Source organism: Novosphingobium sp. (assembly GCF_965229225.1).
In the GTDB taxonomy this organism is placed as follows: domain Bacteria; phylum Pseudomonadota; class Alphaproteobacteria; order Sphingomonadales; family Sphingomonadaceae; genus Novosphingobium.
In genome coordinates, this window is the sequence record NZ_OZ245867.1 from 1,797,368 (window position 1) to 1,809,745 (window position 12,378).

The window sequence follows — 12,378 nt, forward strand, 5'->3', positions numbered from 1 at the left end:
GCTAGCCCCTCACCGCCTATTTCTTGATCCTGGCCCGGCTCACCAGCGTCGGGCTTTCGATCTCCTGCCCGGTGCGCAGATCGACCGGCGTGTCACGGTGATAGCCGAGCACGCCGGGCACCGGGGAGAGACGCGAAATGAAGATGCCGTAGTAGTTGTTGAGCTTGCCGCTGGCATGAAACTCGGCCTGAACCGAAGGCCAGTCCTTCAGGCTGGCGGGCACGCCGAACCGTGGCTCGGACGGGGGCAATGGCAGGCGCGGCTCCTTGCCGGCGGCCACGCGCTTGTCGTTGGCTTCCTTGAGCGCAAGCCGCGCAACGTCCATGTCCTCGCTGCCGTGAGGCGCCGATTGGAGCCAGTTGCCGGTATCGGTGACGACCCCGGCTTTCACCTCGAACTGCACCGTACCCATGCACATGCAGGTACCGCCAGCCGGCAAGCCCGCACCGCCAATGACGTTGCCGTACCAGCGATAGGTGCCGGGCTTCACCGCCTGCAGATAAGTCACCGTCTCGCCCTTGGTGTAGACGAACTGCGGACCGAACGCGGCCACATCGCGCAGCTCGGGCGGATCGACCTGCACGGTTTCCAGCGTGGGTTGGACAGGCTCTGCCGGCGGCTTGGAGTGGTCGGCCTTGGCGTTGTTTGCCAAGACCTGCCAGTTCGCATGTTCGGTCTTGTAGGCGCGCAGTGCCTTGTCGAGCGCCTTCTGCCGGTCCTTCTCCCAGGTCGCGAACGTGGATTCGTCCGGCACGCGCAGGAACATGCCGAACTGCCGGGCCGGCCCGCTGACAAGGATATAGCCCTTGGCCGGATCAAGCGTGGTCTTGCCCGAGACGACATTCTTTTCCTCGACCGGCTCGGCGCGCAGGGCGCCTCCGGCCAGGCAGGTTGCTGCGAGCGCGGCAGCGATCAAGGTGCGCATGATCTTCACAGCCCCAGCTCCTTCGTGGTCGGCGCGGGTCCGGAAGCGACCAGCGCCTGCAGCGCCAGCGCATCATTGCGGACGCCTTCCTTCTTGCGGCCCATGCCTTCCTCGAAATTGAATTCGGTCCACAAATCGCGGCTCAGGCCATAGCGCTTGTAATCCTTGAAATACATGCAGTTGCGCACGTTCTGGCGCCGCTGCGCGCGCCGGGCGGAGGAGCCGAAGATGGCATCCATCATCGCCCCGGCAATCGCCCCGCCGACCCCTGCGGCAAGCACGCTCGAATTGGCCAGGGCGGCGGCAGTCGCTGTGGAGGAATTGAAGTAGATGCTGCTCCCGCTCGCCAGCGCATCGCATTCGTGGATGTCGACATAGGCTTCGACAAACGATGTGTTGGCGCGGTGGAAATAGAAGTACTTGTCGAAGTCCTGTTCGATCTCCGGTGTCGCGGTAAAATCGAGCTTGGGCATCACAAGCCCCTCGGGAGAGGGGATCGTTGCCTCCGGAGCGGCGGGCGCTGCCGCCGCCTCAGCAGCCGGAGCGGGGGCCGATACTGGCGCCAATACTGGCGCCGGCGCGGCTTCCTGCGCGGCAGCCTGCTGCGCCATGGCAGGCGCAGACGCGATAGCGACGGCCAGCACGGCCGCCAGAACATGATTTCGAAGCAAGCATCCCCCCTCTTGATGGCGGGAATAGCAGCACATCGCCTGCGAGATTGGAAGCCCGATTCGGTTTCTGTCGGGGAAATCGCCGGGTCCGGATCACCGGACCCGGCGGATCAAGCGAGCTTCGCTTTCAGCACTTCGTTGACCAGCTGCGGGTTGCCCTTGCCCTGCATCGCCTTCATCGTCTGGCCGACGAAGAAGCCGAACAGCGCTTCCTTGCCGCCCTTGTACTGGGCGACCTTGTCAGCATTCGCGGCGAGCACGGCATCGACCGCCGCTTCGATCGCGCCGGTGTCGGACGTCTGCGTCAGGCCCTCGCGCTCGACGATCACGCCGGGGGCGTCACCCGTTTCGAGCATGATCTCCAGCACCTGCTTGGCCGCGCTGCCGGAAATCGTACCCTTGCCGACGAGCGCGAGCAGTTCGCCGCCCGCTTCCGGGCTGACGGGGCTTTCCAGCAGGCCCTTGCCGAGCTTGTTGAGCGCGCCGAACAGCTCGGAGGTCAGCCAGTTGGCCGCCTGCTTGGCAACCTCGCTCTCGGGCTTGCCCTGCTGCGCGGCGCTCTGCGCCAGCAGCGCCTCAAACCAGCGCGAGGTTTCGACCTCGGCAGTCAGCACGCCGGCGTTGTAAGCCGAAAGGCCCAGCACCGTTTCGTAGCGGTGGCGCTTGGCGTCGGGCAGTTCGGGCAGGCTGGCGCGGCATTCCTCGACGAACGCGTCATCGAGTTCCACTGGCAGCAGATCGGGGTCGGGGAAGTAGCGGTAATCGTGCGCATCTTCCTTGCTGCGCATCGAACGCGTCTCGTTGCGGTCCGGATCATAGAGCCGGGTTTCCTGCACGACCTTGCCGCCGTCCTCGATCAGCGCGACCTGACGCTTGGCCTCCTGCTCGACCACGGCCATCACGAAGCGCACCGAATTGACGTTCTTCGTCTCGGTCCGCGTACCGAACGGCTCGCCGGGCCTCCGCACGCTGACATTGACGTCTGCGCGCATCGAGCCCTGGTCCATGTTGCCATCGCACGAACCGACATAGCGCAGGATCGTGCGCAGCTTGGCGAGATAGGCTCCGGCCTCGGCGGGCGAGCGCATGTCCGGGCGGCTGACGATTTCCATCAACGCCACGCCCGAGCGGTTGAGGTCGACATAGGACATCGTCGGGTGCTGATCGTGCATCAGCTTGCCCGCATCCTGCTCGACATGGATGCGCTCGATCCCGATGGTCTTGGTGCTCTCGGGGTTCTTGTCGTCGAGCTGCACCTCAAGGCTGCCCTCACCCACGATGGGGTGATAGAGCTGGCTGATCTGGTAGCCCTGCGGCAGATCCGCGTAGAAGTAGTTCTTGCGATCAAACCGCGACCACTTGTTGATCTGCGCATTGATGGCAAGGCCGGTGCGCACCGCCTGCCGGATGCACTCGCGGTTGGGCACCGGCAGCATGCCGGGCATCGCCGCATCGACGAGGCTGACCTGCGTGTTGGGCTCCGCGCCGAACGCGGTGGCCGCGCCGGAAAACAGCTTCGACTGCGTGCTGATCTGCGCATGGACCTCGAGGCCGACAACGACCTCCCATTCCCCGGTTGCGCCCTGGATACGATAGTCGCTCATGCTTACCACCACTTCGCCGGACGCGCGGTGAACCCCGCGCGGGCTTCGATCGCGAGACCCGCATCGAGCACGCCCTGTTCATCGAACGGACGGCCGATGAGCTGAAGCCCCAGCGGCAGGCCCTGCCGGTCGAGGCCCGCAGGCACCGACATGGCGGGGAGGCCGGCCAGCGAGGCGGGCACGGCGAACACGTCGTTGAGATACATCGCCAGCGGATCGCTCACCATTTCGCCCAGCCCGAAGGCGGCGGTCGGCGCGGTGGGAGCGAGGATCACGTCGACGCTCTGGAAAGCGTCCATGAAGTCGCGGCTGATGAGGGTGCGGACCTTCTGCGCCTGCGTGTAATAGGCATCGTAGAAGCCCGCCGAGAGCACGTAGGTGCCGATCATGATGCGGCGCTTCACTTCGGCACCGAACCCGGCGGCGCGGGTGGCGGCATACATGTCCTGCAGGCCGGCTCCCTGCGGAAGATCGCGCAGACCATACCGCACACCATCATAGCGCGCGAGGTTGGACGAGGCTTCGGCAGGCGCGATGATGTAATACGCGGGCAGCGCGTACTTGGTGTGCGCGAGATTGATGTCGACGATCTCGGCGCCCGCGTCCTTGAGCCAGGCGATGCCTTCGTCCCACACGCGGGCGACATCGGCGTCCATGCCGTCCATCCGGTATTCGCGCGGGATGCCGACCTTCTTGCCGCGCAGGTCGGCGTTGAGGCTGGCTTCCCACTCCGGCACGGGCATGTCGAGGCTGGTCGAATCCTTGGGATCGAAGCCCGCCATCGCTTCCAGCATGATCGCGCAATCGCGCACATCGCGCGCCATCGGGCCAGCCTGATCGAGGCTGGAGGCAAACGCGACGATGCCCCAGCGCGAGCAGCGGCCATAGGTCGGCTTGATGCCCGAAATGCCGGTGAAGGCGGCCGGCTGGCGGATCGAGCCACCGGTATCGGTACCAGTTGCCGCCGGGGCAATGCGCGCGGAGACGGCGGCGGACGAACCACCCGAGGAACCACCGGGGGCCAGCTGAGCCGTACTGCCCTCACGCCGCCACGGCGAAATCACGTTGCCGAACGCGCTCGTCTCGTTCGAGGAGCCCATCGCGAACTGATCGAGATTGAGCTTGCCGAGCATGCCCGCGCCCGCATCCCACAGCTTCTGGCTTACGGTGGATTCGTAAGGCGGCACGAAGTTGCCAAGGATGTTCGAGGCGGCGGTGGTCTTGGTCCCTGTCGTCGCGAAGAGATCCTTCATGCCGATCGGCACACCCGCCATCTTGCCCAGCGCCTTGCCCGCCGCGCGGTCCGCATCGACGGCGGCGGCGGCTTCGAGCGCCTTTTCGGGCGTCAGCGTGATGAAGGCGTTGAGCGCAGGCTGCGCTGCGGCGACGGCTGCGTTGAAAGCACACGCCACTTCGGTCGCGGCGAAATCACCCTTCGCCACGCCATCGCGGATCGCGGCGACGCCAAGGTCTGTAAGGTCGCTCATTATTCAATCACCTTGGGCACGCCGAAGAAGCCATGTTCGCCCGCCGGCGCGTTGGACAGCACCTTGCCCTGCACGCCGCCGCCGGTCAGCGAATCGGCGCCCACCACGTCATCGCGCAGGCGCTGCTTGTTGGGGATCACCGCCGTCATCGGCGCGATGCCTTCCACGTTCACTTCGCCGAGCTGTTCAACCCAGGCGAGGATGCCGTTGAGTTCGGGCACCATCGCCGCGATCTCGTCTTCGGTCACCTTGATGCGGGCCAGCGAGGCGATTCTGGCCACCGTGGCAGTGTCTACGGACATGGCTGTCTCTCGAAGATATAGGGCCAGCGGGCATGCCGCTGGCCGGGAACCGGAAAATCAGGGCTGCGGCATGCTTTCAGGCGCGGCGCCAGCACCAGAACCGGCCTTCGGCGCGCTACCCATCTGCTGCTGCATTTGCTGGAGCATCTGGCGGCGTTGCTCGATCTCGGCTGCGCTCTTGAAATCGAGCAGTTCGACATCGAACGTCAGATCGCTGTTCGCCGGGATCACGACTTCACCCGTCGAGGGGTTCTTCTGCTCCGCAGCGCCATAGGCGAGCACGGCAGGGATGATCAGCTTGTACTTGCCCTTGCGCTGCATCTTCTGCAGCCCTTGGCTGAAACCGGGGATCACGCCTTCGACCGGCATCGCAACCTGCGTGCCCTTGTCGAATTCCTTGCCGTTGGCGAGGTGGCCGGCATAGTTGACCAGCACGACATCACCCACCGTTGGCGAAGGGCCGGAACCCGCCGTGAGGGTTTCAACGACGAGGCCCTGATAGCGCGTGGCCCAGGCGGCAGTCGCGCCGATCAGCAGCGCGAGAATCACGCCGATCCAGATGCGGGTGAGCGATCCCTTGCCGACCGGCTGGAGCGGAACGCGGGTGATTTCCGACATGTCTTCCCCTTTTGTGGGACCGGCGGGACGGCCCCGATTCCATGCCCTCAAAGCGCGGCCGACGTGTGCCGGACAAGCGAAAGGGCGCCGCGAATACGGCGCCCTCTTGGCCCAGCCGGACCCTTATCGCAAGAGGCTAAGGGCCGGGATCGTCCGGCCCTTATGACAGCTTACTTGCCGCCGTCGCGCTCAAGCCGCTTGCGCTCCATCTTGCGGGCGCGGCGGACAGCGGCAGCCTTTTCACGGGCGCGCTTTTCCGAGGGCTTTTCAAAGTGACGGCGCAGCTTCATCTCGCGATACACGCCCTCACGCTGCAGCTTCTTCTTGAGCGCGCGAAGGGCCTGGTCGACATTGTTGTCGCGAACGAGAATCTGCATAAACCGCTACACCTCAATGCTGATGGCGAGAGCCCGCACCCAGCGGGAATCACCGTAAATGGCAGAAATAGAAAACGCGCCGAATCCGAATGGATCGGCTCTCACGCGGCGCCCGCTACCAAAAGAGCCCCCGCAAGGCAAGCAATCTCGTGCAATCGGCGCCCGCCTGCGTTAGGGGCTTGGCCAATGACAACCACCCCACCTCTGCTTGCCAGCGTTCCCCCTGGCCTTGCTGTCGCTGCTGGCGGCGCTCTCGGCGCATGGCTGCGCTACCAGACTGGCCGCCTGTTTCTTGGCACAATCGGACCAGTCGCGGCCAGCGCATTTCCCTGGGCCACGCTCACGGTCAACGTTCTGGGCAGCGCCGCGATGGGCATCCTGATCGGCTGGCTGGCCCGGCACGGGACGGGGGGCGAGGCTTGGCGCCTGCTGCTCGGCGTCGGCGTCCTGGGCGGTTTCACCACCTTTTCCTCCTTCGCGCTGGAGTTCGCGCTGTTCGTCGAACGCGGCGCACTGGGCCTCGCGGCAACATATGTCGCGGTCTCGCTCGTAGCGGGCTTTGCCGCGCTGTTCAGCGGCCTCTGGCTGATGCGGGTGGCGGCATGACCGGCCCCGGAAACGCGGATGACGTCCGCCAGTTCACTGTCGTCAAGGATGACGACGGCGTGCGGCTCGACCGCTGGTTCAAGCGCAACCTGCCCACCGTGGGCTTCGCGACTGTTTCGCGCTGGGCGCGCACCGGGCAGCTGCGCGTCGATGGCAAGCGCGCCGATGTCGATACGCGGCTCGAAAAGGGCCAGGTGCTGCGCGTGCCGCCGGGCGGCAGCGCGCCCGCCGGGATCAAGGGCACTCGGCCAAAAAAGCCGCTGACCGAGGAACAGATCGCGCTCGCGGAAAGCATGGTCCTCACGCAGGACCGCGCCGCGATCGTGCTCAACAAGCCGCCGGGCCTTGCCACGCAGGGCGGCAGCGGCACGCATGAACACGTCGACGGCCTGCTCGATGCCTATGCCGAGGAGAAGGGCCCGCGCCCGCGCCTCGTCCACCGGCTCGACAAGGATACCTCGGGCGTCCTGCTGATCGCCCGCACCCCGGGCAGCGCGGCATTCTTTTCGAAGCGTTTTTCGGGGCGCACCGCGCGCAAGATCTACTGGGCACTGATCACCGGCGTGCCCGATGTGAAGGACGGTCTGATCGAGCTTCCGCTCGCCAAGCAGCCGGGCACCGGCGGCGAGAAGATGATGGTCGACGAGAGCGAGCATGGCCAATCTGCCCGCACCCGCTACCGGGTGATCGGCCGCGCGGGCAATTCCGCCTGCTGGGTCGAACTGCAGCCGCTCACGGGGCGCACCCACCAGCTACGCGTCCACATGGCGGCGATCGGCCACCCCATCGTGGGTGACGGCAAGTATGGCGGGCAGGCCGCGTTCCTCACCGGCTCGATCAGCCGCAAGATGCACCTCCACGCGCGCCGCCTGCGGATCGAGCATCCCGAAGGCGATCTGCTCGACGTGACGGCGCCGCTGCCCGACCACTTCGCCGCTAGCATGGCGCAGCTCGGCTTCGAGGAAGCCGATGGCGATCTGCCGCTGGAGCCGGTCAAGCTGATCCCCGACAAGGTGATCGAGAAGCGCGCCGCCAAGGCGCACGCCAAGGAATACCGCAAGGAACGCAGGGGCGAGCGCCGCAAGCGCATCGATGCCCCGCCCAGCGGCCGCACCGCGCCCAAGGCGCGCGCGGGCGTCAAGAAGGGCCCTGGCAGCAAGGCGCCCACCGGGACCGACCTCGCCCGCGCATCCGCCGGGCGTGCCTCCGCCGAACGCAATGCGGCGGAACGTAGCGCCAACGGCGGCAAGCCGGTGCGCCGCGCGCCCGCAACGGGCAAGAGCGGCGGCAGCAAGCCGAAAGCCCCAACCAGCGGGGCGCCGCGCCGTAGTCCGAGAGGCTGATGCACCCGAACCCTGCCTTCCGCCCAAATCCGTCAAGCGATGACCGGTCGCTGTTTTCCGCGCTGATCGCGGAAGCCGGCTTTGGCATGGTGTTTCTGACGACTCCCGACGGCCCGCGCGTCGCCCATGTGCCACTGCTGCTGACGGAAGCAGGAACGCTGCGCTTCCACCTCGCGCTCGGCAACGCGCTCACCCGCCACCTCGATGGCGCACGCGCGCTGGCGGTGGTCAATGGGCCAGACGGCTATATCTCGGCGCGCTGGTACAGCGATCCCGATCAGGTGCCGACGTGGAACTACCTCGCGCTCGAGATGGAAGGCCCGGTGCGGCGGATGGACCGCGATGGCCTCCACGCGCTGCTCGAAGACGTCTCCGCCCATCACGAGGCGCGGGTCACCGAAGGCACGCCCTGGACCATGGACAAGATGGCGCGGATCAAGCGCGACCGGATGATGGACATGATCGTCGGCTTCGAACTCGCGATCGAGGCCTGGCGGCCCACGGTGAAGCTTTCCCAGAACAAGCCTGCTGAAGAACGGGCAAGGCTGATCGAGGGGCTGAAGAGCGGAGGCAAGCTCGCGCTCGCCGCGCTGATGGAAGGGCTAGCGGCATGACATCACGCCTCGCCATCTTCGATTGCGACGGCACGCTGGTTGATAGCCAGGCCGATATCTGCGCCGCGATGGATGCGGCCTTTGCCGCGGCCGGGCTGACCCCGCCAGACCGCAACGCCACGCGCCGCGTCGTGGGCCTTTCGCTGCCCGAGGCAATGCGCCGCCTGCGCCCCGATGCCACCGGCGATGATCACACCTTGCTCGCCCAACTCTACCGGGATGCCTTCCGCGAACGCCGCATGGCAGGCCAGGTGGCCGAGCCGCTTTACGAAGGCATCGCCGGATTGATCGAGGAACTGGCGGGCGCGGGCTGGCTGCTCGGCGTCGCCACGGGAAAGAGTGACCGCGGCCTTGTCCATTGCCTCGAATCGCACGGCCTTACCGGGCACTTCATCACGCTGCAGACAGCCGATCGGCACCCGTCTAAGCCGCATCCCAGCATGATCGAGGCCTGCCTTGCTGAAAGCGGCGCTGCTGCGAGCGAGACCGCGATGATCGGCGATACTGCGTTCGACATGGCGATGGCCGTCAACGCCGGGGTCCGCGCAATCGGCGTCGATTGGGGCTACCACCACCCGCGCGAACTGGTCGAGGCGGGTGCCGAGGCAGTCGCCGGATCGATCGCCGAGCTGCGCCTGCTGCTGAAGGGCATGGAATGAGCGAGCCGACGGAAAAGGATCCCGCCGGTGATCCAGCCGCCGCGCGCTTTGCGGTGCTGCAACTGGTGCGGCTTTCGGGCGCATTGCTCGCCTTTGCGGGTGTTCTGATCATTTCCGGCAAAGTCGGCTGGCTGCCGAAGCTCCCCGAGGCGGCCGGCTATGCGCTGCTCGGTGCCGGCCTCATCGACTTCTTCGCGGCCCCCGTACTCCTCGCGCGGCGCTGGAAAAGCCGTCCGTGAAGCGGTTCTACAAGGCCGTTACTGTTGCCGCCGAAGGCACCGGCTTCCGGGTCATGCTCGATGGCCGCCCCTTGCGCACCGTCGGCGGACACGCGCAGATCGTGCCGAGCGCCCCGCTGGCCGAAGCGCTCGCCGCCGAATGGTCGGGACAGGGCGAGGAGATTGATCCAGCGCGCTTCGTCTTCCGCGATCTGGCCGACTACGCCATCGATGTGGTCGTCCCCGGCAAGGCGGCGGTGGTGGAGGAACTCGTGCCCTATGGCGAGACGGACACGCTATGCTACCGCGCCGAGCCCGACGAAGCGCTCGGCATCCGCCAGCGCGCGGCATGGGATCCGCTGCTCGCCGCTGCCGAGGCGCGCTGGGAGGTGCGCTTCGTGCGTGTCGCCGGGATCATGCACCGCCCGCAGCCCGATGAAACGCTGGCGCGCCTGCGCGAGGATCTGGCGAGCCGTGACGGCTTCACGCTGGCGGCGGTGAAGACCACGGCCTCGCTCGCTGCCTCGCTGGTGCTGGGCCTGATGGCGGTCGAACCCGGTGCGGATATCGATGCGCTGTGGGATGCGGCCAACCTCGAGGAAGACTGGCAGGCCGAGCTCTGGGGCAAGGATGACGAGGCCGAGATCCGCCGCGCCCGCCGCCACGCCGCATTTGCCGCTGCCGCGCGGTTTGCCGTGCTGGCACGGGGCTGACCAGCCGTTGACTGATTTGTGACAAATTGTTGCAGATTGTCACACTTGGCGCAGATAGTTCATTCAAAACCAGATACTTACGCTACCTCGACTGCAAGGTTACCGTCAAACTCGCAGCAAAAATGTCATAAAAGTGTCATGGCCACTGCCTAGCCGCCGACCCGTAAACGAGGATCGGAAGGCAGTTTCGGGCATGAGTACCACGGCGTTTCGCGCAGCACTGCTGGCCACCAGCCTGATCGGCGTGGCAGGATCTGCCCAGGCGCAGGTCGATCCTGCCAGCCAGGACGCAAAGATCGCCGCGCTGCAAGCACAGGTCGATCGGCTGACGGCGATGGTCGAGGCCCTGCAGGCCGCCAACCATGCGCAGCCTGTCCAGGCGGCCCCCGCCGCGGCTTTGGCGGCAACACCTGCTCAGCCAGCGGCCGCGCCAGTGCAGCTAGCCGCTATGGCGGCTCCAGCACCCGCCGCTGCGCACGGTGCGGACAAGAAGAAGAAGGCTTGGTACGAAAAGATCATGTTGCGCGGCTACACCCAGCTGCGCATGAACGAGATCATCTCCGGTCCGAAATCCGCCCCCAGCGGCGTGTCGCGCCTGCGTTCGGTGCAGGATGCGGGGATCAATGAGAACGGCAATTTCTCGATCCGCCGCGCCCGCCTCGTCGTGCAGGGCGATCTGTCCGACCGCGTTTCGCTTTACATGCAAGGCGATCTCGCCAGCTCCGTCAGCAATCAATCGGGCACCGAACGGCGCGAGAACTTCTTCCAGATGCGCGATGCCTATGCCGACGTGTTCCTCGACAAGGCGAAGACGCTGCGCCTGCGGTTCGGACAGTCAAAGGTGCCCTTCGGCTGGGAGAACATGCAGTCGTCCAGCAACCGCATTCCGCTCGACCGCACCGATGCGATCAACGCGCCGGTGCCTGGCGAGCGCGATCTCGGTGCGGTCGCCTATTTCACCCCGGTCAAGCTCCAGAAGATCTGGGATGCGCTGACCGCCGACGGGCAGAAGATGTTCGGCAACTACGGCGCTTTCGGCGTCGGCGTGTTCAATGGACAAGGCACCAATCGCACCGAACGCTCTGGCGGGCTGATGACCGTCGCCATGATGTCCATCCCGCTGAAGCTCGATGGTCTGGGCGGCATCTTCGAAGGCCAGGTGGCCGAGTTTGGTGGTGCGGCCATGCGCAACCAATTCCGGCCCGAAGTGCGCAGCGGCGGGGTCTCCACCCTCGCCTACCGCGACGACCATGTGGCGGTACACGGCATGATCTACCCCAAGCCTTTCGGCATTCAGGCCGAATGGACCTGGGGCAAGGGGCCGCAGTGGGATCCTGCGCTGGGCGAGATCGTGAGCAAGCGCACCACGGGCGGCTATGTCATGGGCATGGTCCGCGCCGCGCACACGCCGGTCGGCCAGATCATCCCCTTCGTGCGCTGGCAGCACTATCGCGGCGGCTGGAAGGCAGCAATCAACGCGCCTCGGCTCGAAACGGACGAGACCGAAATGGGCGTCGAATGGCTACCGATGAAAGAGTTGGAAGTGACCGTCAGCTACGCGAACGTGAAGCGCAACGAAGCGGACGAACGCCGCGCCGGCCGGGCGCAAGGCGATATCGTCCGGGCGCAGGTCCAGTGGAACTACTGAGCTGAAACCCAGTCCGCGATTTCGCCCGCAACCTTGTTTGCGGCGCGGTTGAGCGCAGGCCCGATCACGTCTGGCTCGGCATCGACACCCGGAACCGTGCTTTCAAACCGCCGCGTCTCGATCCGCCCATCGGGCAGCCACTTCATTGCATCAAAGCGCACGATGGCAGAGCGCGTCGGCACATCGAAGCCCATGGCGAGCAAACGGCCGCCGATGCGTGTGCCGGTGGTGTTGCGATCGATCTCGACCACCAGCCCCTTTCCGCGCGCGCGCAGCGTGTCGGCAAGCAGGTGCTGGAACGCGCGGCTCGGCCGCTCGACCCACTGCGTCCCCTTGATATAGGCAACGCTGGTTGCATCGATCTGCACGGGAATGCGCAGCACCGAAACCGGTGCCGCCGCACCGGGTTCGACGACCACGGTCGCGTCGCTCAGCGTGCCGCTGCTGCTGGAACCGACCGCGGGCACCGCGTCCGACGTCAGGCTGAGGAACGTACCGGGCGGCTTTGCCCCGATACTGACGCAGCCCCCCAATCCGGCGCTGATCGCAGCCAGCACCACAAACGTTGCGGCAAAAGGTCGGGTCATGCGGAC

At 66.2% G+C, this 12,378-nt stretch carries 15 protein-coding genes; 7 read left to right on the plus strand and 8 right to left on the minus strand.

Going from position 1 to position 12,378, the window contains the following annotated elements; genetic code table 11:
* Nucleotides 1–16: 16 nt before the first annotated feature.
* The 7 genes from ACO06X_RS08130 to rpsU all read right to left on the minus strand — a co-directional run bounded on the left by ACO06X_RS08130 (nucleotide 17) and on the right by rpsU (nucleotide 5,984).
* The gene (locus ACO06X_RS08130; protein WP_421839422.1) at nucleotides 17–934 is read right to left on the minus strand and encodes a hypothetical protein; all 918 of its coding nucleotides are present in this window, start codon (nucleotides 932–934) and stop codon (nucleotides 17–19) included.
* A complete protein-coding gene (locus ACO06X_RS08135) occupies nucleotides 931–1,596 on the minus strand; it encodes a hypothetical protein (RefSeq protein ID WP_421839423.1) in 666 nt (221 codons plus the stop codon). The genes ACO06X_RS08130 and ACO06X_RS08135 overlap by 4 nt, the downstream gene beginning before the upstream one ends.
* A gap of 110 nt (nucleotides 1,597–1,706) precedes the next feature.
* Nucleotides 1,707–3,200 (minus strand): Asp-tRNA(Asn)/Glu-tRNA(Gln) amidotransferase subunit GatB, encoded by a 1,494-nt coding sequence (gene gatB, locus ACO06X_RS08140; protein ID WP_421839424.1) that lies wholly within the window; start codon nucleotides 3,198–3,200, stop codon nucleotides 1,707–1,709.
* Nucleotides 3,201–3,202: 2 nt separating this feature from the next.
* Entirely contained in the window at nucleotides 3,203–4,687 is a 1,485-nt protein-coding gene (gatA, locus tag ACO06X_RS08145) for an Asp-tRNA(Asn)/Glu-tRNA(Gln) amidotransferase subunit GatA (protein WP_421839425.1), read from the minus strand.
* On the minus strand, nucleotides 4,687–4,989 hold the full coding sequence (gatC, locus tag ACO06X_RS08150; RefSeq protein ID WP_421839426.1) for an Asp-tRNA(Asn)/Glu-tRNA(Gln) amidotransferase subunit GatC: 303 nt from the start codon (nucleotides 4,987–4,989) through the stop codon (nucleotides 4,687–4,689). Before gatC ends, gatA begins: the two co-directional genes overlap by 1 nt.
* Nucleotides 4,990–5,046: 57 nt before the next feature.
* Nucleotides 5,047–5,607 carry an FKBP-type peptidyl-prolyl cis-trans isomerase gene (locus ACO06X_RS08155; protein ID WP_421839427.1) on the minus strand — a complete coding sequence of 187 codons (561 nt, stop codon included), beginning with the start codon at nucleotides 5,605–5,607 and terminating at the stop codon, nucleotides 5,047–5,049.
* 170 nt (nucleotides 5,608–5,777) lie between these two features.
* The gene (gene rpsU, locus ACO06X_RS08160; protein WP_054121618.1) at nucleotides 5,778–5,984 is read right to left on the minus strand and encodes a 30S ribosomal protein S21; all 207 of its coding nucleotides are present in this window, start codon (nucleotides 5,982–5,984) and stop codon (nucleotides 5,778–5,780) included.
* 186 nt (nucleotides 5,985–6,170) lie between these two features.
* On the opposite strand from rpsU, the gene ACO06X_RS08165 reads away from it, so the two are divergent.
* The 7 genes from ACO06X_RS08165 to ACO06X_RS08195 all read left to right on the plus strand — a co-directional run bounded on the left by ACO06X_RS08165 (nucleotide 6,171) and on the right by ACO06X_RS08195 (nucleotide 11,785).
* Nucleotides 6,171–6,590, plus strand: coding sequence for a CrcB family protein (locus ACO06X_RS08165; RefSeq protein WP_421839428.1), 420 nt, complete (start codon nucleotides 6,171–6,173; stop codon nucleotides 6,588–6,590).
* Complete coding sequence (locus ACO06X_RS08170; RefSeq protein ID WP_421839429.1) at nucleotides 6,587–7,933, plus strand: RluA family pseudouridine synthase; 1,347 nt, start codon at nucleotides 6,587–6,589, stop codon at nucleotides 7,931–7,933. Before ACO06X_RS08165 ends, ACO06X_RS08170 begins: the two co-directional genes overlap by 4 nt.
* Nucleotides 7,933–8,547, plus strand: a complete 615-nt coding sequence (locus ACO06X_RS08175) for an FMN-binding negative transcriptional regulator (protein ID WP_421839430.1) — start codon at nucleotides 7,933–7,935, stop codon at nucleotides 8,545–8,547. Before ACO06X_RS08170 ends, ACO06X_RS08175 begins: the two co-directional genes overlap by 1 nt.
* Entirely contained in the window at nucleotides 8,544–9,206 is a 663-nt protein-coding gene (locus tag ACO06X_RS08180) for an HAD-IA family hydrolase (RefSeq protein ID WP_421839431.1), read from the plus strand. Before ACO06X_RS08175 ends, ACO06X_RS08180 begins: the two co-directional genes overlap by 4 nt.
* Nucleotides 9,203–9,445, plus strand: a complete 243-nt coding sequence (locus tag ACO06X_RS08185; RefSeq protein WP_421839432.1) for a hypothetical protein — start codon at nucleotides 9,203–9,205, stop codon at nucleotides 9,443–9,445. Before ACO06X_RS08180 ends, ACO06X_RS08185 begins: the two co-directional genes overlap by 4 nt.
* Complete coding sequence (locus ACO06X_RS08190) at nucleotides 9,442–10,137, plus strand: ATP12 family chaperone protein (RefSeq protein ID WP_421839433.1); 696 nt, start codon at nucleotides 9,442–9,444, stop codon at nucleotides 10,135–10,137. The genes ACO06X_RS08185 and ACO06X_RS08190 overlap by 4 nt, the downstream gene beginning before the upstream one ends.
* Before the next feature lie 193 nt (nucleotides 10,138–10,330).
* Nucleotides 10,331–11,785: a porin gene (locus ACO06X_RS08195; protein WP_421839434.1), complete on the plus strand. Its 1,455-nt coding sequence runs from the start codon at nucleotides 10,331–10,333 to the stop codon at nucleotides 11,783–11,785.
* On the opposite strand, the gene ACO06X_RS08200 is transcribed toward ACO06X_RS08195, so the two are convergent.
* A complete protein-coding gene (locus tag ACO06X_RS08200; RefSeq protein WP_421839435.1) occupies nucleotides 11,779–12,372 on the minus strand; it encodes an ABC-type transport auxiliary lipoprotein family protein in 594 nt (197 codons plus the stop codon). The genes ACO06X_RS08195 and ACO06X_RS08200 overlap by 7 nt on opposite strands.
* Between the last annotated feature and the right edge of the window lie 6 nt (nucleotides 12,373–12,378).